23 protein-coding genes and 1 pseudogene are annotated in these 26,934 nt (G+C 70.9%); 13 read left to right on the top strand and 11 right to left on the bottom strand.

Annotated elements, in window-relative coordinates; genetic code table 11:
- The 3 genes from treS to glgB form a co-directional block, all read left to right on the top strand.
- The coding region (treS, locus tag ACI2L3_RS23765; RefSeq protein ID WP_404754377.1) for a maltose alpha-D-glucosyltransferase at positions 1–1,590 on the top strand (1,590 nt) is incomplete at its 5' end.
- A 139-nt stretch (positions 1,591–1,729) separates the two neighbouring features.
- On the top strand, positions 1,730–3,166 hold the full coding sequence (locus ACI2L3_RS23760) for a maltokinase (RefSeq protein WP_404754376.1): 1,437 nt from the start codon (positions 1,730–1,732) through the stop codon (positions 3,164–3,166).
- 209 nt (positions 3,167–3,375) lie between these two features.
- Positions 3,376–5,601: a 1,4-alpha-glucan branching enzyme gene (gene glgB / locus ACI2L3_RS23755; protein WP_404754396.1), complete on the top strand. Its 2,226-nt coding sequence runs from the start codon at positions 3,376–3,378 to the stop codon at positions 5,599–5,601.
- An 87-nt stretch (positions 5,602–5,688) separates the two neighbouring features.
- Here the strand turns inward: glgB and ACI2L3_RS23750 are convergent, their stop codons facing one another.
- The 3 genes from ACI2L3_RS23750 to ACI2L3_RS23740 form a co-directional block, all read right to left on the bottom strand.
- On the bottom strand, positions 5,689–7,929 hold the full coding sequence (locus tag ACI2L3_RS23750; protein ID WP_404754375.1) for a HelD family protein: 2,241 nt from the start codon (positions 7,927–7,929) through the stop codon (positions 5,689–5,691).
- A 174-nt stretch (positions 7,930–8,103) separates the two neighbouring features.
- On the bottom strand, positions 8,104–8,454 hold the full coding sequence (locus ACI2L3_RS23745) for a thioredoxin family protein (RefSeq protein WP_404754374.1): 351 nt from the start codon (positions 8,452–8,454) through the stop codon (positions 8,104–8,106).
- Complete coding sequence (locus ACI2L3_RS23740) at positions 8,451–8,843, bottom strand: MerR family transcriptional regulator (protein ID WP_062774186.1); 393 nt, start codon at positions 8,841–8,843, stop codon at positions 8,451–8,453. The genes ACI2L3_RS23745 and ACI2L3_RS23740 overlap by 4 nt, the downstream gene beginning before the upstream one ends.
- Positions 8,844–9,162: 319 nt before the next feature.
- Here ACI2L3_RS23740 and ACI2L3_RS23735 point away from each other — a divergent pair, with 319 nt between their 5' ends.
- Complete coding sequence (locus ACI2L3_RS23735; RefSeq protein WP_404754373.1) at positions 9,163–9,918, top strand: class I SAM-dependent methyltransferase; 756 nt, start codon at positions 9,163–9,165, stop codon at positions 9,916–9,918.
- Positions 9,919–10,049: 131 nt separating this feature from the next.
- Here ACI2L3_RS23735 and ACI2L3_RS23730 read toward each other — a convergent pair whose 3' ends face one another.
- Both ACI2L3_RS23730 and ACI2L3_RS23725 read right to left on the bottom strand, forming a co-directional pair.
- Complete coding sequence (locus ACI2L3_RS23730) at positions 10,050–10,931, bottom strand: NAD(P)-dependent oxidoreductase (RefSeq protein ID WP_404754372.1); 882 nt, start codon at positions 10,929–10,931, stop codon at positions 10,050–10,052.
- 91 nt (positions 10,932–11,022) lie between these two features.
- Positions 11,023–11,616 carry a DsbA family protein gene (locus tag ACI2L3_RS23725; RefSeq protein ID WP_404754371.1) on the bottom strand — a complete coding sequence of 198 codons (594 nt, stop codon included), beginning with the start codon at positions 11,614–11,616 and terminating at the stop codon, positions 11,023–11,025.
- Between the two features lie 143 nt (positions 11,617–11,759).
- On the opposite strand from ACI2L3_RS23725, the pseudogene ACI2L3_RS23720 reads away from it, so the two are divergent.
- Positions 11,760–12,749: pseudogene (locus tag ACI2L3_RS23720) on the top strand (glycoside hydrolase family 16 protein); the annotation flags it as partial.
- Here ACI2L3_RS23720 and ACI2L3_RS23715 read toward each other — a convergent pair.
- The gene (locus ACI2L3_RS23715) at positions 12,728–13,681 is read right to left on the bottom strand and encodes a MerR family transcriptional regulator (RefSeq protein WP_404754395.1); all 954 of its coding nucleotides are present in this window, start codon (positions 13,679–13,681) and stop codon (positions 12,728–12,730) included. The pseudogene ACI2L3_RS23720 and the gene ACI2L3_RS23715 sit on opposite strands and share 22 nt — an antisense overlap.
- 556 nt (positions 13,682–14,237) lie before the next feature.
- Here ACI2L3_RS23715 and ACI2L3_RS23710 point away from each other — a divergent pair.
- The gene (locus ACI2L3_RS23710) at positions 14,238–15,056 is read left to right on the top strand and encodes an alpha/beta fold hydrolase (protein ID WP_404754370.1); all 819 of its coding nucleotides are present in this window, start codon (positions 14,238–14,240) and stop codon (positions 15,054–15,056) included.
- Here ACI2L3_RS23710 and ACI2L3_RS23705 read toward each other — a convergent pair.
- The 3 genes from ACI2L3_RS23705 to ACI2L3_RS23695 all read right to left on the bottom strand — a co-directional run bounded on the left by ACI2L3_RS23705 (position 15,053) and on the right by ACI2L3_RS23695 (position 16,885).
- Positions 15,053–15,610 (bottom strand): hypothetical protein, encoded by a 558-nt coding sequence (locus ACI2L3_RS23705; RefSeq protein ID WP_404754369.1) that lies wholly within the window; start codon positions 15,608–15,610, stop codon positions 15,053–15,055. The two genes, ACI2L3_RS23710 and ACI2L3_RS23705, sit on opposite strands and share 4 nt — an antisense overlap.
- 107 nt (positions 15,611–15,717) lie before the next feature.
- Positions 15,718–16,323, bottom strand: a complete 606-nt coding sequence (locus ACI2L3_RS23700) for a dihydrofolate reductase family protein (RefSeq protein ID WP_404754368.1) — start codon at positions 16,321–16,323, stop codon at positions 15,718–15,720.
- 130 nt (positions 16,324–16,453) lie between these two features.
- Positions 16,454–16,885, bottom strand: coding sequence for an ATP-binding protein (locus tag ACI2L3_RS23695; protein ID WP_404754367.1), 432 nt, complete (start codon positions 16,883–16,885; stop codon positions 16,454–16,456).
- A 234-nt stretch (positions 16,886–17,119) separates the two neighbouring features.
- Here ACI2L3_RS23695 and ACI2L3_RS23690 point away from each other — a divergent pair, with 234 nt between their 5' ends.
- From ACI2L3_RS23690 to ACI2L3_RS23680, 3 genes are all read left to right on the top strand, one after another.
- Positions 17,120–18,001, top strand: coding sequence for a helix-turn-helix domain-containing protein (locus ACI2L3_RS23690; protein ID WP_404754366.1), 882 nt, complete (start codon positions 17,120–17,122; stop codon positions 17,999–18,001).
- Positions 18,002–18,005: 4 nt separating this feature from the next.
- On the top strand, positions 18,006–18,242 hold the full coding sequence (locus ACI2L3_RS23685; RefSeq protein WP_404754365.1) for a DUF397 domain-containing protein: 237 nt from the start codon (positions 18,006–18,008) through the stop codon (positions 18,240–18,242).
- Between the two features lie 198 nt (positions 18,243–18,440).
- The gene (locus ACI2L3_RS23680) at positions 18,441–18,680 is read left to right on the top strand and encodes a DUF397 domain-containing protein (RefSeq protein WP_404754364.1); all 240 of its coding nucleotides are present in this window, start codon (positions 18,441–18,443) and stop codon (positions 18,678–18,680) included.
- 72 nt (positions 18,681–18,752) lie between these two features.
- Here the strand turns inward: ACI2L3_RS23680 and ACI2L3_RS23675 are convergent, their stop codons facing one another.
- Positions 18,753–20,438, bottom strand: a complete 1,686-nt coding sequence (locus ACI2L3_RS23675; RefSeq protein ID WP_404754394.1) for an MFS transporter — start codon at positions 20,436–20,438, stop codon at positions 18,753–18,755.
- 158 nt (positions 20,439–20,596) lie between these two features.
- Between ACI2L3_RS23675 and ACI2L3_RS23670 the strand changes: the two genes are divergently transcribed.
- Complete coding sequence (locus ACI2L3_RS23670; protein ID WP_404754363.1) at positions 20,597–21,205, top strand: TetR/AcrR family transcriptional regulator; 609 nt, start codon at positions 20,597–20,599, stop codon at positions 21,203–21,205.
- 113 nt (positions 21,206–21,318) lie between these two features.
- Here the strand turns inward: ACI2L3_RS23670 and ACI2L3_RS23665 are convergent, their stop codons facing one another.
- Positions 21,319–22,767: a cation:dicarboxylate symporter family transporter gene (locus ACI2L3_RS23665; RefSeq protein ID WP_404754362.1), complete on the bottom strand. Its 1,449-nt coding sequence runs from the start codon at positions 22,765–22,767 to the stop codon at positions 21,319–21,321.
- A 262-nt stretch (positions 22,768–23,029) separates the two neighbouring features.
- On the opposite strand from ACI2L3_RS23665, the gene ACI2L3_RS23660 reads away from it, so the two are divergent.
- The 3 genes from ACI2L3_RS23660 to ACI2L3_RS23650 all read left to right on the top strand — a co-directional run bounded on the left by ACI2L3_RS23660 (position 23,030) and on the right by ACI2L3_RS23650 (position 26,925).
- Positions 23,030–24,715: an ATP-binding protein gene (locus ACI2L3_RS23660; protein ID WP_404754361.1), complete on the top strand. Its 1,686-nt coding sequence runs from the start codon at positions 23,030–23,032 to the stop codon at positions 24,713–24,715.
- Positions 24,712–25,395 (top strand): response regulator, encoded by a 684-nt coding sequence (locus tag ACI2L3_RS23655; RefSeq protein ID WP_404754360.1) that lies wholly within the window; start codon positions 24,712–24,714, stop codon positions 25,393–25,395. The genes ACI2L3_RS23660 and ACI2L3_RS23655 overlap by 4 nt, the downstream gene beginning before the upstream one ends.
- 162 nt (positions 25,396–25,557) lie before the next feature.
- The gene (locus ACI2L3_RS23650; protein ID WP_404754359.1) at positions 25,558–26,925 is read left to right on the top strand and encodes an extracellular solute-binding protein; all 1,368 of its coding nucleotides are present in this window, start codon (positions 25,558–25,560) and stop codon (positions 26,923–26,925) included.
- The last annotated feature ends 9 nt before the right edge of the window (positions 26,926–26,934 follow it).

Raw genomic sequence — 26,934 nt, 5'->3', positions numbered from 1 at the left:
GGCATCGGCGACCTCAAAGGCATCACCGCCAAACTCGACTACCTGCAATGGCTGGGTGTCGACTGCCTCTGGCTGCCACCGTTCTTCAAATCCCCGCTCCGCGACGGCGGCTACGACGTCTCCGACTACACCGCCGTCCTCCCCGAATTCGGCGACCTCGCCGACTTCGTGGAATTCGTCGACTCCGCGCACCAGCGCGGCATGCGCGTCATCATCGACTTCGTCATGAACCACACCAGCGACCAGCACCCGTGGTTCCAGGCCTCCAGAAACGACCCCGAAGGCCCCTACGGCGACTACTACGTCTGGGCCGACGACGACAAGCAGTACCAGGACGCCCGCATCATCTTCGTCGACACCGAAGCCTCCAACTGGACCTTCGACCCCGTCCGCAAGCAGTACTACTGGCACCGCTTCTTCTCCCACCAGCCCGACCTCAATTTCGAGAACCCGGCGGTGCAGGAGGAGATCATCTCGGCGCTGCGGTTCTGGCTCGACCTCGGTATCGACGGCTTCCGCCTCGACGCCGTCCCGTATCTGTACGCGGAAGAGGGCACCAACTGCGAGAACCTTCCGCGCACTCACCACCTGCTGAAACGCGTCCGCGCCGAGATCGACGCACACTATCCGGACACGGTCCTGCTCGCCGAGGCGAATCAGTGGCCGGAGGACGTCGTCGACTATTTCGGGGACTTCCAGAACGGCGGCGACGAATGCCACATGGCATTCCACTTCCCCGTCATGCCCCGCATCTTCATGGCCGTACGCCGCGAATCCCGCTACCCCGTATCCGAAATCCTCGCCAAGACCCCCGCCATCCCCTCCGGCTGCCAATGGGGCATCTTCCTGCGCAACCACGACGAGCTCACCCTCGAAATGGTCACCGACGAAGAACGCGACTACATGTACGCGGAGTACGCGAAAGACCCCCGCATGCGCGCCAACATCGGCATCCGCCGCCGGCTCGCGCCCCTGCTCGACAACGACCGCAACCAGATCGAACTCTTCACCGCCCTGCTGCTCTCCCTGCCCGGCTCGCCGATCCTCTACTACGGCGACGAGATCGGCATGGGCGACAACATCTGGCTCGGCGACCGCGACGCGGTCCGCACCCCCATGCAGTGGACCCCCGACCGCAACGCGGGCTTCTCCTCCTGCGACCCCGGCCGGCTCTCCCTGCCCGCGATCATGGACCCCGTCTACGGCTACCAGGTCACCAACGTCGAGGCCTCCATGTCCTCCCCGTCCTCCCTGCTCCACTGGACGCGGCGCATGATCGAGATCCGCAAGCAGAACCCGGCGTTCGGACTCGGCTCCTACACCGAGTTGCCCTCCACCAACCCGGCGGTCCTCGCCTTCCTGCGGGAAGCGCCGTCCACCGGCGACGACGGGGACGACCTCGTGCTGTGCGTGCACAACTTCTCCCGCTTCGCGCAGCCCACCGAACTCGATCTGCAGGCGTTCGCCGGACGCCATCCCGTGGAGCTCATCGGCGGAGTGCGCTTTCCGGCCATCGGTGAACTCCCGTACCTGCTGACACTGGCGGGACACGGGTTCTACTGGTTCCGGTTGCGCAAGGAACCGGCGTAGGCTCCGGCATCGCGACGCCCTCGCGGGGCGGTTTCCGCCGCCCCGCCCTGGGCACTCCTACGCAACAACCGGCACTCTTCTCCGCACCACCGGCACTCCCGCACTCTGCCTGTCCGCGACGCGGAAAGGACGCGACGCCATGTCGGAAGCCGTCATCCGCCCCACCGCCCACGCCACCGCGCTGCTCGCCTCGCTCGACCCGCTGCTGCGCGAGTGGCTGCCGCGGCAGCGGTGGTTCGCCGGAAAGGGCCGCCCGATCAGCGCCCTGGAGGCGGTGGCGGCGACCGAACTCCTGCCGCACGGCTCACCGACGGGCCTGCTGCACCTCCTGCTGCGGATCCGCCAGCCCATCGTTCCCCCGCACGGCACCCCGCTCGACGGCGCCACCGCCGAACGGCCCATGGACTGCTACCAGTTGTTGCTCGGCGTACGCCGCACCCTGCCGACGCACCTGGCCCCCGCCCTCATCGGCCACGTCACCGAGGGCCCCCTCGCCGGAAACACGGTGTACGAGGCGCTGCACGACCGGCACCTCACCGAGCTGCTCCTCGAGCGGCTGCGGATGCCGGGCCGGCACGGCGTGCTCCGCTTCGAGCGCGACATGAGCGCCGAGATACCCTCCGGGCTCATACCGCGGCTGCTCACCACCGAGCAGTCCAACTCCTCGCTCGTATACGGCGATACGTTCATCCTCAAGCTGTTCCGCCGCGTCGTGCCCGGCGTCAACCCCGACCTGGAGCTCCCGCTGCACCTGGCACGCCGGGGTTGCGCCCGGGTCCCCGCGCCCGCCGCCTGGTTCCTCGCCGACCTGTCGGACGGCGCGGACGACGCCGAGCGCTGCGGCCTCGGTGTGCTCCAGCCGTACCTGGCGGGCGCCGAGGACGGCTGGGAGCTGGCCCTGCGGATGCGCGCCAAGGGCGAGACCTTCACCGGCGAGGCACGGGCCCTCGGCCGCACCACGGCGGAGGTGCACGCGGCGCTCGCGGCCGCGCTGCCCACCGTCACCCTGGGCCGGGCGCAGGTCGAGGCGGCCGCGGACGCCATGGCGGAACGTCTCACCTCGGCGGCGCAGGCGGTCCCCGCGCTGCGCCCCTACGCCCCCGGGCTGCTCACCGCCTTCGAGGCGCTGGCCGACCTGGGCGGCGAGGGCCAGTCGTGGACGGCCCAGCGCGTCCACGGCGACCTGCACCTGGGGCAGTGCCTGCGCTCCCCCGCCGGTGAGTGGTCACTCATAGACTTCGAGGGCGAGCCCGCGCGGCCGCTCGCCGAGCGCCGCCTGCCGCAGCCGCCGGTCCGCGATGTGGCGGGCATGATGCGCTCCTTCGACTACGCGGCCTCCCACGGCACGTGGGACCCGGACTGGGCCGACGAGTGCCGGGCCGCGTACTGCTCCGGGTACGCGGAGGTCTCGGGCCGCGACCCGCGCATGGACCCCGTGCTGCTGCGCGCCCACGAGACCGACAAGGCGGTCTACGAAGTCCTCTACGAGGCCCGCCACCGTCCCGACTGGCTGCCGGTGCCGCTGGCCGCGGTCCGCCGCCTCGCCCAGGACGGCCCCGCCGACGACGCCCACTGACCACTCCTCCGGAGGAGGCCTCCCCCGTGACCCCGCGCCCCCGCAAACCGTCCGACGACCAGCACGCGAAGAGCTTCAAGAGCTCCAAGAGCAGCAAGAGCGCCAGGAAGGCGGCGGCGAAAGCACCGGCGAAGGGCCGCGGAGCGGCGGCCGGGCAGCCACAGGCCGAGCCGCCCTCCGGCGCCGGGGCCGAGAGCACGTCCGGAGCCGTGACCGCACCCGGCGCCGCGCCGCCGCCCGTCACCGACTCCCCCGTCCCGGAGAGCGACCGCGCCCGCCTCCTGAGCGGCACGCACCACGACCCGCACGGCGTCCTCGGCGCGCACCCCGTGCCCGGCGGGATAGCTTTCCGGGCGCTGCGCCCGTACGCGAAGGCGGTCGCCGTGGTCGCCGAGGACCTCCGCGCCGAGCTGCGCGACGACGGCGACGGCTTCTTCTCCGCGGTGCTTCCGCTGCGGGCCGTCCCGGACGGCTACCGGCTCCACATCACGTACGAGGAAACGGAGTTGGAGATATATGACGCCTACTCCTTCCTCCCCTCGCTCGGCGACTTCGACCTGCACCTGATCGGCGAGGGGCGCCACGAACAGCTGTGGACGGCGCTCGGCGCGCGGCCGATGGTCCACCAGGGCGCGACCGGCACCCGGTTCGCGGTGTGGGCGCCCAACGCCCGGGGCGTCCGCATCGTCGGCAGCTTCAACTTCTGGGACGGCACCGGCTTCCCGATGCGTTCGCTCGGCGGCACGGGGATCTGGGAGCTGTTCGTGCCGTCCGTCGGCGAGGGCGAGCTGTACAAGTTCGAGATAACCCGGCCCGACGGTTCGACGACCCTGCGCGCCGACCCGCTGGCGCGCCGCACGGAGACACCGCCCGCCAACTCGTCGGTGGTGCACGAGTCGCACCACGAGTGGCACGACGCGGAGTGGCTGGCGCGCCGCGCCGAGATGGCGGCCCACGAGGCGCCCTTCTCGGTGTACGAGGTCCACCTCGCGTCCTGGCGACCGGGACTGACCTACCGTCAGCTGGCCGAGCAGCTGCCCGCGTACGTGGCGGACCTCGGCTTCACGCACGTCGAGCTGATGCCCGTCGCCGAGCACCCCTTCGGCGGCTCCTGGGGCTACCAGGTCACCGGCTTCTACGCGCCGACCGCCCGCCTCGGCACGCCCGACGACTTCAAGTTCCTGGTCGACGCGCTGCACCGGGCGGGCATCGGCGTCCTGATGGACTGGGTGCCCGCCCACTTCCCGCGGGACGACTGGGCGCTCGCCGAGTTCGACGGCCGGCCCCTGTACGAGCACGAGGACCCGGCCCGGTCGGCACACCCCGACTGGGGCACCCTGGAATTCGACTACGGACGCAAGGAGGTCCGCAACTTCCTCGTAGCGAACGCCAGTTACTGGTGCGAGGAGTTCCACATCGACGGCCTGCGCGTCGACGCGGTCGCCTCGATGCTCTACCTCGACTACTCGCGCGAGGACGGCCAGTGGACGCCGAACGAGCACGGCGGCCGCGAGAACCTCGACGCCGTCGCCTTCCTCCAGGAGATGAACGCCACCGTCTACCGCCGCTCCCCCGGCGTCGTCACCATCGCCGAGGAGTCCACGGCCTGGGACGGCGTGACCCGGGCGACACACCACCAGGGCCCTGGAGGCTTCGGCGGCCTCGGCTTCGGCCTGAAGTGGAACATGGGCTGGATGCACGACTCCCTCGACTACGTCTCCAAGGAGCCGGTGCACCGCAAGTACCACCACAACGAGATGACGTTCTCGATGGTGTACGCCTACAGCGAGAACTACGTCCTGCCCATCTCCCACGACGAAGTCGTGCACGGCAAGCGGTCGCTGGTGTCGAAGATGCCGGGCGACTGGTGGCAGCAGCGCGCCAACCAGCGCGCCTACCTCGGCTTCATGTGGGCCCACCCCGGCAAGCAACTCCTCTTCATGGGGCAGGAGTTCGCGCAGGGCGCCGAGTGGTCGGAGGCGCACGGCCCCGACTGGTGGCTGCTCGACCCGGCGTACGGCGCCGAACCCGACCACCGGGGCATGCGCGACCTCGTCCGCGAGCTGAACACCGTCTACCGGCGCGAGGGCGCCCTGTGGCAGCGCGACACGGACCCCGAGGGCTTCGCCTGGGTGGACGGCGACGCCGCCGAGGACAATGTCTTCGCGTTCCTGCGGTACCCGGCGGAGGGCGGCACCCCGCTCCTCGCCGTCTCCCACTTCTCCCCCGTCGTGCGGCACGCCTACCGGCTCGGCATGCCCGACGGGTTCGGCGCCTGGCAGGAGGTCCTGAACACGGACGAGGCCCGTTTCGGCGGCGGCGACGTCACCAGCCCCGACCCCCTCAAGCCGGACCCGGTGCCGTCCCACGGCCGCCCCGCGTCGCTGCGGCTTACGCTGCCGCCGCTGGCCACGGTGTGGCTGCGGCCGGTGTGACCCGCCCGGCCCTCCTCAGAGCCTGTGTCATAACCCCGGCCGGGTGGCCGCCGCCCACTGATCCGACCGGGGTTATGACACAGGCTCTCAGCGCTCGATCCCCTTGAGCGGCACGGGCAGCTCCTCGGTGTGGACCACGCCGAGGCGCTGCGTGGCCCGGGTCAGGGCGACGTAGAGGTCGCTCGCGCCGTACCGCGCGGGTTCGACGACAAGCACCGTGTCGAATTCGAGGCCCTTCGCCTGCCGCGGGTCGATCAGGACGACCGGCCGCGTCAGGTCCGGGGTCCGCCCGGCCGTCACGCCGGGCAGCCGCGCGGCGAGCTCCGCGTGGAGCTCGTGCGGGGCGATCACCGCGAGGCGGCCCTCGTCCCGCGCCCCGTCGGCCACCGCGTCGGCCACGGTGGCGGCGAGGTCGTCGGTGCGGCGCGCCCAGGGCCGTACGCCCGTGGACCGCACCGAGCTCGGCGGCATGAAGCCGGGCTGTTCGAGGCGGGGCACCTCGGCCGCCACCTCCATGATCTCGACAGGCGTGCGGTAGTTGACGCCGAGCCGGGTGTACTCCCAGCGGTCCCCGACGTACGGCGCGAGGATGCTCTCCCACGAGCCGCAGCCACCCGCCTCCGCGGTCTGCGCCGGGTCGCCGACGAGCGTCATGGAGCGCGTCGGGCAGCGCCGCATGAGCAGCCGCCAGGCCATCGCGGAGAGCTCCTGCGCCTCGTCGACGATGATGTGCCCGAACGCCCAGGTGCGGTCGGCCGCCGCACGCTCGGCGGCGCTGCGGTGGTCGGCCTCCTCCTGGCGCTCGGCCATCCGCTCGGCGTCGATGATGTTGTGCGCGAGGAGGACCTCGGCGTCGTCCTCGTCCTTGTCCTCGAACTCGTACGTCCGGGAGGCGCGCGAGACATCGAGGACGCCCTGCGCGTACGCGATCTGCCTGGCCCGCTCCGCCTCGGCGGCCGCACGCTCGGCGCTGTCGTCGTGCCCGAGCAGCTCGGCGGCCTCGTCGAGCAGCGGGACGTCGGCGGGCGTCCAGGGCGCGTCGTACGGGCGGCGGATCGCGGCCGCGTCCCGCTCGTCCAGGCCGGTCGGCTCCTCCAGGAACTCGGCGACGAAGCGCTGCGGGGTCAGCGTCGGCCACAACTCCTCGATGGCGGCGTGCACTTCGGCGCTGGCCGCGATGCCCTTGCCGAGCTGGGCGATGTCGTCGGGGCCCAGGAAGTTCGGCCCGCCGTACGGGTCGTGGCCGATGCGCTCGGCGAGCTGCGCGGTCAGCGCGTCGATGATCCGGAACGCGAAGTGCGGCCGGCCGAGGTTGTGCGGCACGTCGGCGGCGCGGGCCGCCTCGCGCGCCTGGTCGGCGATCGTCCAGTCCAGGATCAGATCGCCGTCGTCGTGCTCGATGACGATCGGCTCGCCCGGCTCGGGCGTCCGCTGCCGGTCCCGCACGGCGGCGGCGAGCACGTCGGCCATCTCCGCGCGGCCCTTCACCTCGGCCGCCTCGGGGCTGTCGGTGCCGGTCGCGGTCACGCCGGGGAACAGCTCGCCGACCGTCGAGAGGAGCACGCCGGTCTCGCCGAGCGAGGGCAGCACCTCGCCGATGTAGCCGAGGAACGCCGGGTTCGGGCCGACGACCAGCACGGCCCGCTTGGCGAGCAGCTCCCGGTGGGCGTAGAGCAGGAACGCGGCGCGGTGCAGCGCCACGACCGTCTTGCCCGTCCCCGGCCCGCCCTCGACGACGAGCACGCCGCGGTGCGGGGCGCGGATGATGCGGTCCTGCTCGGCCTGGATGGTCTGCACGATGTCGTGCATGCGGCCGGTGCGCGCCGAGTCGAGCGCGGCGAGGAGCACCTCGTCGGCGTCCGAGCTCTCGTAGCCCGTGCGGGTGGTGTCGCCGAGATCGAGGATCTCGTCGTGCAGATCCGTGACCTCGCGGCCCTTGGTGGTGATGTGCCTGCGTCTGCGCAGACCCATCGGCGTATGCCCCGTCGCGAGATAGAAGGGGCGCGCGACATCGGCACGCCAGTCGATCACGAGCGGGGTGCGTTCGGTGTCGGACGCGCGGATTCCGATGCGTCCGATGTGGTGATCGCGGCCGTCGCGGAATTCGAGCCGCCCGAAGCAGAGCCCGTTCTCCCCCGCGTCGAAGGCGGCGAGCAGCCCGGACTGCTCGGCCACCAGCACATCACGCTCCAGGCGGGCCTGGAGACCGGTGCCCACCTGCGACAACGACGCCTGCACGGCGGTCTCGGCCTCCTCGCGCAGCGCGTCCAGGCGTGCGTACAGCCCGGAGACGAATTGCTGCTCTTCACGCAATTCCTCGGTTGACAATTCAGCCCCTCGCCAGTTACAGTGCTCGTATAAAGCTTTTCGTGAAGCCGTCATGCGCAAATGGCAAGAGCTTCGCGAAAGAATCCAATATAAGCAGAGATAAGCCCCGGACGTCAATTCGTCCGGGGCTTATCTCTTACGCCCTCCCGCGCGCCCTCTCGCATCCGATGGCCCTCAGAGCACCTCGGCCAGCTCCGCGAGAAGCTTCCGCTTGGCCCGCGCGCCCACCAGCTGCAGCACGGGCTCACCGCCACGGAACACGATCATGGTGGGCGCCGAGAGCACCTTGTACGCGATCGCGGTCTCGGGGCTCCGGTCCACGTCCAGCTGAAGGATCTTTATCCGGTCCGGCTCCTCCCGCGCGATCTCGCTCAGCACCGGCGCCAGCTGCCGGCACGGGCCGCACCAGTCCGCCGTGAACTCCACGAGCACGGGGCGGTCCGCCTCGCGCAGCACCTCCCCCTCGAAATCCGCGTCCGTCACCTCGGCGACGCCTGCTGCCTTCACTGCCACCACTCTCCTCATCCGGTCAGTTCGCACCGCGGCTCGGGGCCACCCTCGAGCGCCGCCTCGGCCCGTACGAGCTGCGCCCCCACCTGCTCCCGCACCGCGTTCAACTCGCCTATCAACGCGTCGAGTTCGGTGAGCTTGCGGCGGTACACGGCGAGCGACGCGGGGCAGGAGTCGCCCTCCGGATGCCCGGAGCGCAGACACTCCACGAAGGGCCTGGTCTCCTCCAGATCGAACCCGAAATCCTGGAGGGTCCTGATCTGCTCCAGGAGCCGCACGTCGTCCTCGTCGTACGTCCGATAGCCGTTGCCTGTGCGCCGCGCGGGGAGCAGCCCGCGGGACTCGTAGTAGCGCAGCGTCCGCGTGGTCGTCCCCGCGCGCGCCGCGAGCTCGCCGATTCGCATACCCAGACCGTAATCCTTGACGTGGGCGTCAAGGCCAGGCCACGTGTGGCCCTCGCGCCGTCCGACGTAGCCGCAGGGCGCCGCGCCGAAGCCGCCTATACAGTCGTCACACACGGGGCGGACGAATGGCCGGGTCGTCACCTCGGACGCCGGCTGCCAGTAGATGAAGGACGCCCTGTCGCCAAACTGCCTCCAATGGCGGATGCCGTTGTGCGTGGAGGTGGCTCGCAGGGGAGGCTGTTTTACGGCACCGAGTCGTCGATGCCATCGTGCATTCCGCTTTGACCCGCAGAAACAACGTGTGGACTCGGTGAGTGGCATGACCCTGCAGCCCGATGATCTTGCCGCCCACTACGAGCGGCTCGCCGACGACTTCGAGGAGAGCTGGGCCCACAGCCCGGCTTTCGTCTCATGGATGAACCGGTGCATCGGCACCAGGCTCGCACTCCAGCCCCAGGACCGAGCCGCGGACATCGGGTGTGGCAGCGGCCTGTACGCACGGTCCATGGCTGAGGATGCGCTCACCGTCGTGTGCGTCGACCCTTCCACGAAGATGCTGGCAAAACTACCGACAACGCCTTCCTTCGTACCGGTGCGCGCGTCCATCGAGGATCTGGCCACTGGAGCTGTCCAGCTCCCCCACGCGGGGCGGCTCGACGGGGTGCTGGCCAAGGACGTCATTCATCACGCTCGTGATGTGCCGATGGCACTGCGCACGCTGGCGTCCTTGCTCGCTCCGGGAGGCCGGCTCGTCATCGTGACCTGGCCGCTGCGCATCGACTATCCGCTGTTCGACAAGGCGGTGAAGCAGCATGAGCAGGCTTACATCGACCCTGAGGACATGGCGAGGGTGCTTACCGGCTGCGGTCTGAGGGTCGAGGTGACGTGCGAGAGATATCACCTGTCGATCGCCAAGGAGCAGTGGCTGGCTTGGGTGGCCAACCGCTTCATGTCGCTTCTCAGCACCTTCGACGACGATGAACTGGCGGAGGGCCTGCGCGAGATCGACACCCGCCACCCCGGACCTGTGATCGAATTCGAGGGCCGTTTCGTCTTCACCCACGCACGCGGCTGAGAGCCCTCCTTTGCACGCCTGTTGATCCGTTGCACGGGCCACGATGGAGGCCACCGCGGCCCGCTACCCGTCCGCGGGCGCCCCCGACCGCCGCCCGGGCGTCAAGGCCGGGCTGCCCACGGCCCCGCAGGTCAGGCGGGGTTGCGGATGCCCTCGACGATCGAGGACCAGTTGTCGGCGCCGTGCCCGAGGCCGATCGACCTGTCGGCCGCCGTGAGGACGCCGCGCAGAACGGCCGCGTCGAGGCCGCGGTGCTCGGCGGCGCGCACGAGGTGCCGCACGTTCGCCGCCTCCACGGTGAGGTTGTCCAGGTCGCCGGGGAACTCCCCCGAGTCCAGGTCCTCCGCCGTACCGTCAACGACGCTCGCGAGGAGGCCGGCGAGGGCCTTCATGTACGGGGCGACGGCCGCCCCCGGCACGCCCTCCGTGGCCGCGAGGGCGAAGCCGTGCACCATGCCGTGCATCGCCGTCCAGAAGAAGTCGAGGACGGAGAGGTCGTACACGGCGGCGAGCCCCGGGTCCTCGCCGACGTGGGTGGACTGCCCGCCCAGCGCCCTGAGCGTCGTCTCGTACTTGTCGTACGCGGACCGCGCGCCGCTGTGGAAGACCAGCGCGTCCGGTGTGCCGATCATCGGTACGGGAACCATGACCGCGCCGTCGAGGTAGTCGACGCCGAGCGCCTCGGCCCAGGCGGCGGCCTCGCGGGCGCGCTCCGGGGTGTCGGAGGTGAGGTTCACGAGGAGGCGTCCGGGCAGGTCCCCGGCCGCCCGGTCGAGGACGGCCTGCGCGGCGTCGTAGTCGACGACGCAGACGACGACCACCTCGGAGGCGCGGACCGCCTCACCGGGCGTGGCGGCGCGGACGGCACCCCGGGCGACGAGGCCGTCGCCCTTGCCGTCGGAGCGGTTCCAGATGGTGGTGGGGTGACCGGCGTCGAGGAAGGCACCGGCGAGGGCCTGCCCCATGGAGCCGAGTCCGAGGACGGTGACAGAGGGGAGGGGGTGTTTGGTCATGCTCACCATCGTTGGCGAGGCGCCAACTCCCCACAAGTACAGACTAATTAGTCAGGTACGCACCGAAAGGTAAGCGCTCCGCGTGCAGTACTCAGCTGAAGTCCGGGCCCCCGTACGCCCGCCTGAACTCGTGGAAGCTCTCCACCCCGGCCATCAGCACCACCCCGTCCCACAGCCGGCCGGCCGCCTCGCCCTTCGGGGCCGGGGACACGACGGGACCGAAGAGCGCGCCCACGCCGTCGACGGAGAGCACCGGCGTGCCGACGTCGTCGCCCACGAGGGCGATGCCCGCCTCGTGCGAGGCCCGTACCGCGGCGTCGTACTCCGTGGTCATCGCCACGGACGCGAGGTCCGCGGGAAGGCCCGCGTCGGTGAGCGCGGCGGCCACGCCCGACCAGTCCTGCCGCTCGTGGAGCCGCTCGCCGAGCGCGTCGAGGTACCGCCCGAGCGCCTCGTTCCCGTGCCGCTCGCGGACCGCGGCGCAGACCCGTCCCGGCGCCTTCATGTACTCCCCGTAGAGCCCGTCCGGATCCTCCGGGTCGACGGCGAGGCCTTCGTTGAGCACGGCCAGGCTCATCACCCGCCAGCGGACGTCGATGTCCCGCACCCTCTGCGCCTCGCGCAGCCAGCGTGAGGTGATCCAGGTGTACGGACACACGGGGTCGAACCAGAAGTCGACGTTCACACAACCACCGTACGTCTTCGGGAAGTTGACGCACCACAGCCATTGACGCGCGCCGCGACCACAACTACAAAACCAGCAGCACGGTTCTGAGAGCGCTCTCACGGTTCGCCGTCACACTCCCCCCACCCTCACGGAGGTACCCGATGAGTTCGGCCCGCACAGCTCCCACAGCTCCCACAGACTCCACGGCCCGCACACTCCGCACGCCTCGTCCGACGCGCAGGACTCCCCTCCTGGCCGGGCTCGCCGCCGTCGGCCTGCTCGGGGCGCTGATGACGCCCGGGACGGCCAGCGGTGACGTGCCGCCGCCCGCGCCCGGCTGGTCGCTCAAGTGGAGCGACGACTTCAACAGCGCCGCGGGCAGTGCGCCCTCGTCGAAGAAGTGGCAGGTCGACCTGGGCCACAACTACCCCGGCGGGCCGCCCAATTGGGGCACGGGCGAGATCCAGGAGTACACGAACTCCCGCGACAACCTCAGCCTCGACGGCGCGGGCAACCTGCGGATCACCCCGCGCAAGAACGCGTCGGGCAACTGGACGTCCGCGCGGATCGAGACGCGGCGCAGCGACTTCAAGGCCCCGGCGGGCGGCACGCTGGCCATCGAGGGGCGCATCCGGATGCCGGACGTCACGGGTGACGCGGCGCTCGGGTACTGGCCGGCGTTCTGGGCGCTGGGCTCGCCCTACCGCGGCAACTACCAGAACTGGCCGTCCATCGGCGAGTTCGACGTCATGGAGAACGTGAACGGCATCAACTCGGTCTGGGGCGTGCTGCATTGCGGCGTCAACCCGGGCGGCGACTGCAACGAGACGCAGGGCCTGGGCGCCAGCCGCCCCTGCCCCGGCGCCGCCTGCCAGGCGGCCTTCCACACGTACCGCTTCGAGTGGGACCGCTCGGTGACGCCCAATCAGCTGCGCTGGTACGTCGACGGGCAGCGGTTCCACACCCTGAGCCAGGACCGCTTCTCGGCGAAGACGTGGACCGACATGACGTCCCACCAGGGCTACTTCATCCTGCTAAACGTGGCGATGGGCGGCGGCTTCCCGGACGGCGTGGCGGGCCGTGCGACGCCGACGGCCGCGACGCGGCCCGGCCACGCGATGGCGGTGGACTACGTCGCGGTGTGGACGCGCCCGTAGTCCGGGGCCGGCGCGGTCGCGGCCAGCGCCTCCCGGAGCCAGTTGTCGGCGGCTCCGGGGGTCGGCTCCGGCGGTCCCCCCGGCGGGCTCACGACTTCGGCGGTGAGCTGCCAGTAGAGGTCGATGCGGGGTTCGGCGGCGAGCATGCGGTGCAGCTCGCGGCGGAAGTCCGCGGTGTCGCGCCGGCCCAGCGAGGCGGCGTGGACGGCGACGAAGCAGTCGAGCGCCTCGCCGCCGTGCGGGGCGCGGCCTGCCCGCAGTGCGGGCGCGGCGAGCTCGTACGCCTCGGGGAGGCCTTCGTAGAGGACTGCGGGACGGTATCCCTTGCCGGGCAGGTGCACTTCGGGCTGACCGTAGTCCGTACCGGCGCGGGGGCCCGAGACGAAACAGGGCCTGATGACGAAGTCCTGGAGCCGGGCGAAGGCGAGGACCTGCGCCGGGGTCGGGGCGTCGGGCGGGGTCGGCACGGCCTGGTGGACGACGGCCTGGACAACCCGGGCGGGGAGCCGCGCGGGCAGCCAGTGCCGCCAGAAGCGGGCGATCGCGTCGGTGCCGGGCGGCGTGGACACGGCGCCGATCAGCCGCAGCCGCTCGGCGCGTTCCCGCGCGGTGCAGTCGGTGAGGAGTCGCAGGGCTGCCTCCCGCCAGCGCAGGGCGGCGAGCCGCGACCCGACCTCCCGCAGCTGCCCCGCGACGATGTCCTCCAGCGCGTCCTCCTCGTCCAGGACCCGGCTCACGTCGGGGACCGGCAGGTCGAGGGTGCGCAGGGAGCGGATGAGGCGGAGCCGGTCGAGCGCGTCCGGGCCGTACCGGCGGTGCCCGCCCCCGCTACGGGTGGCTTCGGGCAGCAGGCCACGGTCGGAGTAGAAACGGACGGTCTTGACGGTGACGCCCGCCTGCTCGGCGAGCTGTCCGATGCTCAGCATGTTGTCGGCGGTGCTCGGTATGTCGCCGGGGATGCTCGGCGCGTTACCGGCGGTGCTCGGAATGGCGCTGGCGGTGCTCGGCACGTCACCGCCGCTGTTCAGCGAGCCGCCGACGGAGCCCGGCACGTCACCGCCACTGCCCGCCACGCCACCGACGGAACCCGGCACGTCACCGCCACTGCCCGCCACGCCACCGACGGAACCCGGCACGCCGCCGACGCTGCCCGGCACGTCACCGTCGGCGCTCGGCACGTCACCGCCGCTGCTCGGCACGCCACCGCCGCTGCCCGCCACGCCGCCGGCGGTGCTCGGCATGTCGCCGACGAAGCCCGCCACGCCGCCGGCGGTGCTCGACACATCGCCGGGCGGCGATGTCTCGCCGGGCACCATTCCGTCGGGCGACTCGGACGGCTCGGACGGCTCGGGCGACTCGGGCGACTCGGACGACACGGCTTGAACCTCCCTCAGGGGGAGTTCCTACCGTAGCGGCGAGCGCGGGTGGCCGGTTCGGCGGGCCGTGCGGGATCGCGGTGCAGCAGTAGGAGTAGGAGGAGTCATGACGGCGTTCGTGCTGGTGTCGGGTGGGCATACGGGGGGCTGGCTCTGGCGGGACGTGGCCGCCGGGCTGCGGGCGACCGGGGCCGAGGTGCACGCGGCGACGCTCACCGGCCTCGGTGACCGCCGCCACCTCGCCGGGCCCGGCGTCGGCCTCGACACCCACATCGAGGACGTGACGCAGCTGATCGACCACGTCGACGCCCCCGAGGTGGTGCTCGTCGGCTACTGCTACGGCATCTATCCGGCCGCGGGCGCCGCCGACCGGTGCAAGGACCGGATCTCCCGGCTCGTGTACCTGGACTCGCCGATGCCCCAGGACGGCTACTCCATGATCGACCAGGTGCGCGAGCAGATGCCCGACGGGCCGGCCCGCGACCGCACGCTGCGCCAGCAGGAGCAGGCCGAGGACGGCTGGCGGATCCCCGCGCCGACGCGCGACGAGTGGCGGGCCCACGGGAACCTCGCGGGCGTCCCCGACGAAGCGCTCGACCGGCTCGCGCGCCTCGCCGCGCCCGCCCCGGCCGGCCCGTACGCCCAGCCGCTCCGGATCTCGGAGGCGGTCGCCGCCCTGCCGATGACCGGCGTCTTCTGCACCACGGGCGGCACGATGGACATCGCCGCCCTCGAATCCCTCGTGGCGTCGGGCCTGCCGCTCGTCCAGCACCTGGCCGACCCGCGCGCCACGTTCTTCGACATGGCGACGGGCCATTGGCCGATGCTCTCCACCCCCGGGGAACTGACCGACGTACTGCTGCGCGCCGCGGCGGGCGAGGGCCACCGCCTGAGGACCGCCGGGTCCGCCGGATCCGCCGCCTAAGCAGACGTACCCGTACCCGTACCGCGCCGGCGCCGGTGGTATCCGTACGTCAGGGCGAGGATCAGCGGCCCCCACAGCGCCATCAGGCCGCTGGTCACGGCGGCCAGGAGCCGCCACCACCCGTTGGTGTACGGGACGTCGGAGAACCCGGCGAGGTGGAAGGTGCAGAGCACCCAGTCGACCAGCAGCGCGGTGAAGAGCAGCCCGAGCAGGGTGGCGGGCACGGTCACCGCGTACGGCGGTATACGCCTGCCGCCAAGCCCGGGCACCCGGCGCGGCACCACCTCGCCCCACGGCCGCACCAGTCCGCGGCAGAGCAGCGCGCACGCCTCGGTCAGCAGGCTGAGCGTGACGACGTACGACACGTTGGCCCACCGGGACCACGACATGGGGGCGACGTCCGCCCCCATGAGGTGGTCGAACCCGATGGGCAGCCGCCACAGGCACACGGGCAGGGCGAGGAGGGGAAGCAGCCGGGCGACGCGCTCCGCCCAGAGAGGCACGGGTCGCGCCGGGGTAGTGGTGGCCGTGGTCGTCGTCTCGCTGATCGCCATGCGTCCACTCTGGTCGGCAGCGGACGCACGGGAATCACGCGCACGTGGCGAACGGCTCCCCCTCGCGGCGGAGGGCGCCTCACCCCGAAGTACCCCTGGTCGGGCCTCTACACGGCGTCCCCGGCAGCCTTGTCGTAGGTCAGGAAGATCGTGCCGCTGTCGAGGAGCACCGCGTCCGTCCGCTCGTACAGCACCGGGTCGAACGCGGTCTTCTGCGCGAACAGGGGCGTGCCCGAACCCAGCGTCATCGGGGCGAGCTTGACGACGAGCCGGTCGATCTCGCCGCGCAGCGCCCCGGCGAGCTCACCGCCGCCGCACAGCCAGATGTCCTTGCCCTCCTCCCGCTTCAGCTCCCGCACCTTCTCGACCGGGTCGGTGGCGACCAGCTCGACACCGGGGTCGAGGCTCTTGGTCAAGGTGCGGCTGAAGACCAAGTGCCGCAGGTGCGGGTAGCAGTTGGGAAGCCCGGCGTCGACGCCGATCATGTACGTCCTGCGGCCCTCCAGGATCGTGTCGAAGTGGGTCCCCTCCGCGGTGATGCCGAGGGCCTCCCTGGCCGGGGCCGGCAGGGTCTCCGGGTACGTCTCCGCGAGGTGCTGGACGTAGTCCTGGGCGACCGGCCAGAAACCGTCGGGGCCAGTGGGGTCGGAGCCGTCGGGGCCCGCGATGAAACCGTCGAGGCTGACGGCGATGAAGTAGACGAGCTTTCGCATGCGGGCTCCTTGGCCTCGGCCGTGGCGACGAGCCACGCCGTTCGTTGTACTCCGGGTGAAGTGGTCAGACCGTAGTACTTCAACTGGAGTGGTGTCAACGGTTGGGGGTGTCGGGTTTCGGTCCGGTCGGTCAGCCACGGGCGCCTTCGGCAAGCCTGGCGCGTACGGTCTTGCCGACTCCCGTACGCGGAAACCACTCGAACTCGACGGTGAGTTGCCGCACCACGAGCAGGCCGCGCCCGCCCTCTCCCTCGTCCACGGCCGCGCCGAAGCCCCCGTCGAACCCCGGGAACATGGGCACCGGATCCGAGACGTCGACGACGAGCCCCGCCCCCTCTTCCACGGCAAGGCGCAGCCACACGTGGTGACCGGGGAGCCTGCCGTGGCGCACGGCGTTGGCGAGCAGTTCGGAGACGACGAGGACCGCGTCGTCGATGTCCCCGGTCCACTCCCAGGTCGTGAGCCGATGGCGGACGTGCCGGCGGGCGAGGCGGACGGTGGCGAGGGCCATGGGGTAGCCCATGACCCAGTCGCGGGCGGGGGGAGCCTTGAGATCGGGCATGAGCGGAACCCTTGTTCGGCGGCATGGGGTGGGTCCCCCGGCCGGTACGAGCAGTGCCCGACTACCGTGACCGAGCCGTCTTCGTGACTTCAATCGAAACCCGGCTGATTAATCAGCCGGGTCGAAATTGGACTATGCGCAGATCTGCACAAAGGGCCGCGCGAGCCGCACAGTTGCTGCCAAACTCGGCGCACGTCACCCAGCGACTCGCACGACGACACATAGGTGGTGCACATGGCGGCCAAACGCGGGCGGACAGCACAACGTCTCGAACTCGGTCTACAGCTGCGGCAGTTGCGTGAGAACTGCGGACTCGGCGATCGAGGCGGCGGCCTCACACGCCGCCAAGCGGCGCAGGGCCTGCGCATCTCCGAAGCCTCGCTCCAGCGCATCGAGGCGGGCGCCCTGAACTTCCGCAACGTAGGAGACCTGCGGAAGCTGTTGGACAGGTACAACGTCACCGACGAAGCCGTCGTCGAGTCTCTGATCAACCTCAACCGGGAATCCAGCAACCAGGACTGGTTGACGCAATACCGAGGCCTCATGCCCGCGGGCATGCCTGGCTTCGTCGGGCTGGAACCAGAGGCGCGCGCCATGAAGGCTTACCACCCGACGGTGGTGTACGGCCTGCTCCAGACCGAGCGTTACGCACGCGCCACGCACGAGGCGCACAAGCCGATCGAGGAGTACACCACCGAGTTCATCCGAAGTAGCGTGGAGCTGCGGATGAGGCGCCAGGAAGTGCTCACCCGGGAGTACCCGGTAAAGCTGCACGTCATCCTCGGCGAGGCAGCCCTGCGCCACGTTGCGGGTGATGCCGACGTGATGCGCGAACAGTACGGAAGGATCGAGGAGTTGTCGGGCTGGGATCATGTCACCGTCCAGGTGCTGCCCTTCCGCAGGAGCTACCGCTCCACCAACGACTTCGTACTCCTCGACTTCGGCAACGCACTGCCGCCGCGAGTCCAGACCGACAGCGCTTGGGGCTCTGTCTCCACCTCGGACAAACCGCGCGAAGTCGATCGCTTCAGCCGCCGGTTCGACGCCATGACAGCATCAGCGTTGCCGCCCGAGGAGACACCGGATTTCCTGCACCGACTAGAACGAGAGCTGTAAATCCATGAGGACTCACCGCCCCACGGCCGAACTGATCAGCGAAGACGCCTGGTTCAAGTCGTCCTACAGCGACCCCGGCCAGAACTGCCTGGAGGTCGCCGACCTGACGGCGACCCCCGACACCGGCATAGCCGTACGAGACTCCAAAAACCCCCAGGGCCCCAACCTGCTCCTCCACCCGTCTTCCTGGTCCGCATTCGTGGCCCACGCGAGCCGCGCGGGCACGCCGAACGGCCAATAGCGGATAGCAGCTGAGGGCGACCGTGCCGTTCCGGACCGGAAACGGCACCGCCCCCGGCGCCGGGGATCGACGCACACCTCGGACAAGCGCCGCGAAGTCGACCGGTTCATGCGCCGGTTCGACGCCATGGCCGCTTCGGCCCTGCCACCCGAGGACACGCCTGATTTCCTGAACCGACTAGAACGAGAGCTGTAGACCATGAACACTCGCCACACAGCGCCCGATCTCGCCCCGGACCGGGCCTGGTTCAAGTCGTCGTACAGCGACGGCACCGGCCAGAACTGCCTGGAGGTCGCCGACCTGTCCGCAACCCCCGACACCGGCATAGCCGTACGAGACTCCAAGAACCCCCAGGGCCCCGCCCTCCTCCTCCACCCGTCGTCCTGGTCCGCATTCGTGGCGCACGCCGGACGCTCGTGCGCGCCGAACGGCCAGTAGCGGGAACTACGGCAACGCCCCCGACGCCGACATCGCCGGCGCCGGGGGCGCTACCGCTGAAACGCTACGCAGTTACCGCTGAGGCTCCCGCTCCCGGTTCCGTACGTTCTCGTCCGCGTCGGCGCCCTCCGGGGCAGCCGCAGCCGAGGCGGACTTCCTCGGCAGCAGCACCGCCACCAGCACCGTCCCCGCGCCGAGGATCACCGCGCCGATCAGGCTCGTGTGCGCCACCGCGTCCGAGAACGCGGAGCCGACCGCGTCCGCCATCTTGCCCGCGCCCTGGGCGAGCTGCTCGGCCTGGCCCTTCAGCTGGGCCGCCTGCTGCTGCGAACCGGCGTGGGCCGCCTTCTCCGCCGTCGCGCGGGCCTGGTCGCCGATGCCCTGCGCGACCGCGTAGCCCGCGCCGACCGAGTCCTGCGCGGTCTCCAGCGTGCCGTCGGGCAGCTTCGCGCCGGAGGCGGCGGCCGCGTCGCCCAGCTTCGAGGAGTACGAGCTGGCGAGCACCGAGCCGAGGATGGCGATGCCGAGCGAGCCGCCGAGTTCGAGGGACGTGTCGTTGACCGCGCCGCCGACGCCCAGTTCGGACTCGGGGAACGCGCCCATGATCGCGTCGGTGCAGGGCGACAGCGCGAGGCCGATGGCCACGCCCAGGATGATCAGCGGCGCGACGAAGTCCCCGTACGAGGACGACGCGTCCACCCGCGTCAGGAGCGCGAGCGCCACCGTGCCCGCGACCATGCCCGCCGACACGGTGATCTTCATGCCGATGCGCGGGGTCAGATAGCCGGTCAGGGCCGAGCCGACGAAGACCGCGCCCGCGAGCGGCAGCATCCGCACGCCCGTCTCCAGCGGGTTGTAGCCGAGGACGAACTGGAGGTGCTGCGTGAGGTAGTAGAACGCGCCGAAGACCGCCAGGAAGAAGAGCGCCACCGCGAGGTTCGAGCCGGCGAAGCGGCGGTCGAGGAAGCGGCGGACGTTCAGGATCGGGTGCGGGTGGCGGAGCTCCCAGGCTACGAAGGCGAGCAGGCCGACGCCCGCGACGACCGCCGCCGAGACCGCCTTGACGTCCCAGCCGAAGTGCGGGCCCTGGATGATCATGTAGATCAGGGCGCCGGTCCAGATCACGGAGAGCAGTCCGCCGACGTAGTCGATGCGGTTGGAGTGCCCGGCCTTGGACGGCGGGATGAGCACGAAGGCGCCGACGATCGCGAGGGCGGCCACCGGCACGTTGATCAGGAAGGTCGACGCCCAGCCGTGGTTCTCCAGGAGCGCGCCGGCGACCAGCGGGCCGGCCGCGATCGCGAGGCCCGCCGTGGCGGTCCACAGCACGATCGCCTTGGCCCGCTCCGCGCGCGGGAACGTCGCCGCGAGCAGCGACAGCGTCGCCGGCATGATCATCGCCGCGCCGAAGCCCATCACCGCGCGGGCCGCGATGACCCCGCCCGAGCTGTCGACCAGCGAGCCCGCGACCGATCCGGCGCCGAAGACGACGAGGCCGAGGACGAGGGCGCCGCGCCGGCTGTACTTGTCGCCTATCGCGCCGAGCAGCAGCATCAGCGCGGCGTACGGAACGGTGTAGCCGTCGATGACCCACTGCAGGTCGGAGCTGGAGAGCCCGAGGTCCTTGGTCATGTCGGGGGCGGCGACGGTCAGCGCCGTGTTCGCCATCACGATGATCAGCAGGCTCAGGCAGAGCACCAGCAGCGCCCACCAGCGGCGTGCGTACGGCTGCTTCATCTCCTCGACCGGTTGCTTCATGAGCAGAGCCACCGAAGCCTCACCCTTCCTTGTCCACATACGTCCGTGCTCGTCGTGCTTGCCGGTGACCTTGCACAGCACTGTGCAATTACACACGAGTGTGCAACTTACGCCACTGCACACTGGTGTGCAAAACGGGCGCGTGCACAATGGAGCCCATGAGCCGAGCCGACGCCAACCGCCGCCGCATCCTGGAGGTGGCCCTCGCCGAGCTGCTGCGCGATCCGGACGCCTCCATGGACCAGATCGCGCGCGCGGCGGGCGTCGTACGCAGGACCGTCTACGGCCACTTCCCCAGCCGCGAGGCGCTGATCGGCGCCCTCATCGACGGCGCCGTCGAGGCGGTCGCCGCGGCCCACGCCTCCGGACGCGCCCGCTCGGACGACCCCGCCGAGTCGCTGGCCCACTCGATGGTGGCCGTCTGGGAGATCGCCGACGGCTACCGCCTCCTCGTCGCCCTCGCCCAGCGCAGCGTCGCGATGGAGGGCATCAGACAGCGCCTCGCCCCGGTCCGCGAGGAGTGCGTGAACGTGCTGCGACTCGGCCTCGGCCAGGGCGCGTTCACCTCGCCCCTGCCGCCCGCCGCCCTCGCGTACGTCCACGAACAGCAGCTCTTCGGCCTGATGGAGGCCGTCAACGACGGCCTGCTCGCCCCCGAGGACGCGGGCCGCGCCGCCGCGTCGACGGCGCTCATGTCGGCGGGCGTTCCGGTGGCGCGGGTGCGGGACATCATCGCCGCGCTGCCCCACGACCGATCGGCCACCTGAGCGCGCACGCGAAAGCGCCGCCCACGGCGTACGAGGAGGAAGCTCCCGTACGTCGTGGGCGGCGCCCGGCGGCCCCGTCCCGGCGGCCCCTTCGTGAGGCGCGCGGCCGGTGACTACACCTTCACCGGCTGCTTGCCGTCGTCTCGCGGCTCCAGTACGGCGTCCACGTCGGGGTCCGCGTCCGCGTCGCGGGCGTCCTCGGCGGCGGAAGGACCGTGGCCGTCGTCCACCAACGTACGCTCGTCGAAGGGGAGTTGTCCGGCGAGTACCGCCGTGACCCGCTCCTTGTCGACTTCCTTCGTCCAGGTGCCGATCAGCAGCGTGGCGACCGCGTTGCCCGCGAAGTTGGTGAGGGCGCGGGCCTCGCTCATGAAGCGGTCGACGCCGATGATCAGGCCGACGCCGTCGACAAGGGCGGGCTTGTGCGACTGGAGGCCGCTCGCGAGGACCGCGATGCCCGAACCGGAGACGCCCGCCGCGCCCTTGGACGCGATCATCATGAAGAGCAGCAGCGAGATCTGCTCGCCGATGCCGAGCGGCTGGTCCGTGGCGTCGGCGATGAAGAGCGAGGCCATGGTCAGGTAGATCATGGTGCCGTCGAGGTTGAACGAGTAGCCGGTCGGGACCGTGATGCCGACGACCGGGCGGCTGACCCCCAGGTGCTCCATCTTCGCGATGAGCCGCGGCAGCGCGGACTCGGAGGACGAGGTCGAGAGGATGAGCAGGAACTCGCGGCCCAGGTACTTGAGCAGCTTGAAGAGGTTGACCCCGGTCACGAGCCGCATCAGCGTGCCGAGCACGATCACGATGAACAGCGCGCAGGTGACGTAGAACCCGATCATGATCGTGGCGAGCGCCTTGAGCGCGTCCGCGCCGGTCTCGCCGATGACGGCCGCCATCGCGCCGAACGCGCCGATCGGGGCGGCCCACATGATCATGCCGAGCACCCGGAAGACAAGGCGCTGGATGTGCTCGATGCCGCGAAGGACCGGTTCGCCGGAGCGGCCCATGGCCTGGAGGGCGAAGCCCACGAGCAGCGCGACGAGCAGCGTCTGCAGCACCTCGCCCTGCGTGAAGGCGGAGACCAGCGTCTTCGGGATGATGCCGAGCGCGAAGTCGACGAGCCCCTTGTCGGCCTCGTCGGCCGCGTCGTGGCCCGCGCCCTTCTCGGACTCGGTGATGTCCATGCCCGAACCCGGGTGCAGGATGTTGCCGACGAGCAGACCGATGGCGAGCGCGACGACCGACATCGCCATGAAGTAGGCGAGCGCGAGGCCGCCCACCTTGCCGACCTTGGCGGCCTTGCGGACCGAACCGACACCGAGGACGATCGTGCAGAAGATGATCGGCGAGATCATCATCTTGATCAGGTTCACGAAGCCGGTGCCGACCGGCTTCAGTTCCTTGGCGAAGTCGGGCCAGATGAAACCGACGGCGATGCCGAGCAGCACGGCGCCGATCACGGCGATGTAGAGGTAGTGCGTGCGGTCCCGCTTGACGGGGGCGGGCTGCGCTTGTGGGTCGGCCGTGCTGGTCACGGGGCCCTCCTTGAACGACGACATCGGCGTTGTGGCGCCTGCGGTGCGTGCGGCTCACGTCCCTGGGCGATCCCGGTGACTATCTCTTGGGCTGTGAGGGCGGTCACCCTTGCGTTCATTTAGTTCGCGCTTACACGTTTACTTGGTCCGCACACTTGGTTCACACGCTTGGTCCGCACGTTTGGTCCGCACGTTTGGTCCGCACGTTTGGTCCGCACTCACGCGATCGTGCGGCCCGCGCCGCCACGACCGCTCGACCACATGTACGAAGAGGCAGACTGGCAGCATGTCCCGCACCCGCTCCACCCGCCCGCGCCGGCTGCCCCGCAGCCTGGCGGGCCAGCTCTTCGCGATGCAGATCGTGCTGGTCACCGCGGTGGTCGCCGGATGCGCGCTCTTCACGTACTTCAGCGACAAGCACCAGGCCGAGGAGGGCGCGCGCCATCAGGCGACCGCGGCGGCGCGGGCCGTCGCGGACTCCCCCTCCGTACGGGAGGCCATCCGCGGCAGCGACCCTTCGAAGGCGCTCCAGCCGTACGCGGCACGGGTGCAGCGGGACACGGGCGTCGACTTCGTCACGATCATGGACCCGCGCGGCATCCGCTGGACGCACCCCGACGAGCGCCGCATCGGCGAACGCTTCCTCGGCCACCGGGCGGACGCGCTCCGCGGCAGGACGTTCGCGGAGACGTACACGGGGACGCTGGGCCCGTCGGTACGGGTGGTCACGCCGATCTGGAGCGGCGCCACGGACGGGGACGGCCGCATCGTCGGCCTGGTCAGCGCAGGCATCACCATCGAGGAGATCACCGAGAAGGCGCGCGGCCGGCTCGTCGCGCTGCTCGGGGTCGCGGCGGCGGCGCTCGTGCTCGGCGGCATCGGTACGTACGTCATCAACGCCCGCCTGCGCCGCAGCACGCACGGCATGAACGCCGCCGAGCTGAGCCGCATGCACGACTACCACGAGGCGGCGCTGCACGCGGTGCGCGAGGGCCTGCTGATGCTGGACGGGCAGCGGCGGATCGCCCTCATCAACGACGGCGGCCGCGAGCTGCTCGGGGTGGCGGGCGACCCGGTGATCGGCCGCAACGTCGCCGAGCTCGGGCTCCCCGCCCCGCTGACGGGCGCCCTGCTCGCGGCGGAGCCCCGGGTCGACGAGCTGCACCTGACGGCCGACCGCGTGGTGGTCGTCAACACCTCCCCCGTGACGGGCGGCGAGCGCCGCGGGACGGTGGTCACCCTGCGCGACCACACCGAACTCCAGGCGCTCGCCGGGGAGTTGGACTCCGAGCGCGGCTTCACGCAGGCCCTGCGTTCGCAGGCCCACGAGGCGGCCAACCGGCTCCACACGGTGGTGTCCCTCATCGAACTCGGCCGCTCGGACGAAGCGGTCGACTTCGCCACCGCCGAACTGGAGCTGGCGCAGGCGCTGACCGACCAGGTGGTGGCCGCCGTCAGCGAACCCGTCCTCGCCGCCCTGCTGCTCGGCAAGGCGGCGCAGGCCAATGAGCACGGCGTGGAGCTGGTCGTCTCGGACGACAGCAGCATCGACGACGGCATGCTTCCGGCGACCCTGGCCGCCCGCGACCTCGTCACGGTCCTCGGCAACCTCATCGACAACGCGGTCGACGCGGCGCAGGGCTCCCCGGCGGCGCGCGTCACCGTGACGGCACGCGCGGACGATTCGGGCCTCCTCCTCCGCGTCTCCGACACGGGCCCCGGCGTCGACCCCGCGCAACGCGAGGCGGTCTTCGAACGCGGCTGGTCCACGAAGGCACCCACCGGCCGCGGCCTCGGCCTCGCCCTGGCCCACCAGACAGTGACACGGAACGGCGGCACGCTGGTCGTACGGGAGTCGCCGGAGGGCGGGGCGGAGTTCGAGGTGACGCTGCTGACGACGACAGCGGCTGCGGCTGCCCGTTCGGCTTCCGCTCCTGCTGCTGTGCGGTCCGGCGAGGGAGGCGCCCAGTGATCCGCGTACTCGTGGTCGAGGACGACCCCGTCGCGGCGAACGCCCACGTCCTCTATGTGAACCGGGTCCCCGGGTTCGAAGCCATCGAGCGGCCCGCCCACTCCGCCGCCGAGGCCCGCCGCACGCTCGACCGCACCCAGGTCGACCTGATCCTCCTCGACCTGCACCTCCCCGACGGCCACGGCCTCCAGCTGGCCCGCTCCCTGCGCGCGGCCGGGCACCCGACGGACGTGATCGCGGTGACGTCGGCCAGGGACCTGGCGGTCGTGCGCGAGGGCGTTTCCCTCGGCGTCGTCCAGTACGTCCTGAAGCCGTTCACCTTCGCCACCCTCCGCGACCGCCTCACCCGCTACGCGGAGTTCCGCACCGCCGCCGCGGAGGGCGAGGCCACCGGCCAGGACGAGGTGGACCGCGCCCTCGCCACCCTGCGCGCGCCCGGCCCCGTCGCCCTGCCGAAGGGGCTCAGCGGCCCCACCCTCGAACGCGTCATCCGCACCCTGCGCGACGCCCCCGACGGCCTGACCGCCACCGCGGCCGCCCAGTCGGCTGGCCTCTCCCGCATCACCGCCCGCCGCTACCTGGAGCACCTGGTCGACACGGCACGCGCCGCCCGCAGCCCCCAGTACGGTCACGTCGGCCGCCCCGAGCTGGTCTACCGATGGCTCACGGCACCGGAGTGACGCACCACTCGGGACGCGTCGGCCCCGTACGTCCTATAACAACGTTGTCACGTTGATGACAGGCGTCAACGCCCATCCGTGGCACGGGCATTGACCTTGCTCCGAGCCCGCCCTTACGTTCACCGGGCAGCCCCGCGTTGCACCCCCGCGTTGTAGGAGGTCGTGCCCGTGCGTCCCACCACCACCCCGCTGCTCCTCACCGCCACCGCCCTGCTGGCCGCCGGCACCCTCACCGCGTGCGGCGGCGGCTCGGGCGACGATCCCGACACCGTGAGGATCTCCTTCAAGCAGTCCACGGACAACCAGATCAGGGTCATGGACACCTTTCTGGAGGGCGTCAAGAAGCAGTTCGAGAAGGCGAACCCCGGCAAGAAGGTGAAGCTGGTGCCGATCAAGGCGCCGGACTCCGAGTACTACACCAAGCTGCAGCAGATGATGCGCTCCCCGAAGACCGCGCCCGACCTGGTCTACGAGGACACGTTCCTCATCAACTCGGACATCACCAGCGGCTATCTGAAACCCCTCGACCCCTATCTGGAGAAGTGGAAGGACTGGGACCAGTTCATCGGCACGGCCAAGACGGCGGCGAAGGCGGCCGACGGCAAGACGTACGGCGTGCCGGACGGGACGGACACCCGCGGGCTCTGGTTCAGCAAGGCGATCTTCAAGAAGGCCGGCCTGCCCGCGGACTGGCAGCCGAAGACCTGGGACGACGTCCTCGACGCGGCCCGGACCATCAAGAAGAAGGTCCCCGGCGTCACCCCCCTCAACGTCTACACGGGCAAGCCCGCAGGTGAGGCCGCCTCCATGCAGGGCTTCCAGATGCTCGCGTACGGCACGGGCAAGGACCCCCTCTACGACCCGAAGGCGAAGAAGTGGGTCACCGGCAGCAAGGGTTTCAAGGACTCCCTGAAGTTCGTGGAGACCGTCTACGAGGAGAAGCTCGGCCCCGACGTCTCGGACGCGCTCGACCCCAACTTCGCCACGCGCGTACGCGGTGAGCTGCTGCCCGAGGGCAAGCTCGCGATCGACCTCGACGGTTCGTGGCTGCCGCAGGACTGGGGCGAGGGCGCCGGCCACGAGTGGCCCGAGTGGTCCCAGAAGCTGGGGCTCGCGGCCATGCCGACGCAGCACGGCCAGGCACCCGGCAAGGTGAGCATGTCCGGCGGCTGGACCTGGTCGATCCCGGCCAAGGCGAGCAACCCCGACCTGGCCTTCAAGTTCATCGAGACGATGCAGACGAAAGCCAACGCCAAGAAGTGGTACATCGCCAACTCGGGCATCGCGGTCCGCGAGGACGTCGCGGCCGACCCGTCGTACGTGAAGGCGCAGCCCGGCCTCAAGTTCTTCACGGACCTGGTCTCCTCGACGCACTACCGGCCCGCGTATCCCGCGTACCCCAAGGTCTCCACGGCGATCCAGGAGGCGATGGAGTCGGTGACGACGGGCGACGCCTCGGTGGAGGAAGCGGCGAGCGGCTACGACGAGGAGGTCGAGTCGGCGACGGACGGTGAGGTTGTCGAGAGGTAGCACGCGACC

It is taken from the genome of Streptomyces sp. NPDC029674 (assembly GCF_044903205.1).
Classification (GTDB): domain Bacteria; phylum Actinomycetota; class Actinomycetes; order Streptomycetales; family Streptomycetaceae; genus Streptomyces.
The sequence above is the reverse complement of the archived record's forward strand: the minus strand, read 5'-3'. Positions and strand labels throughout refer to the sequence as shown.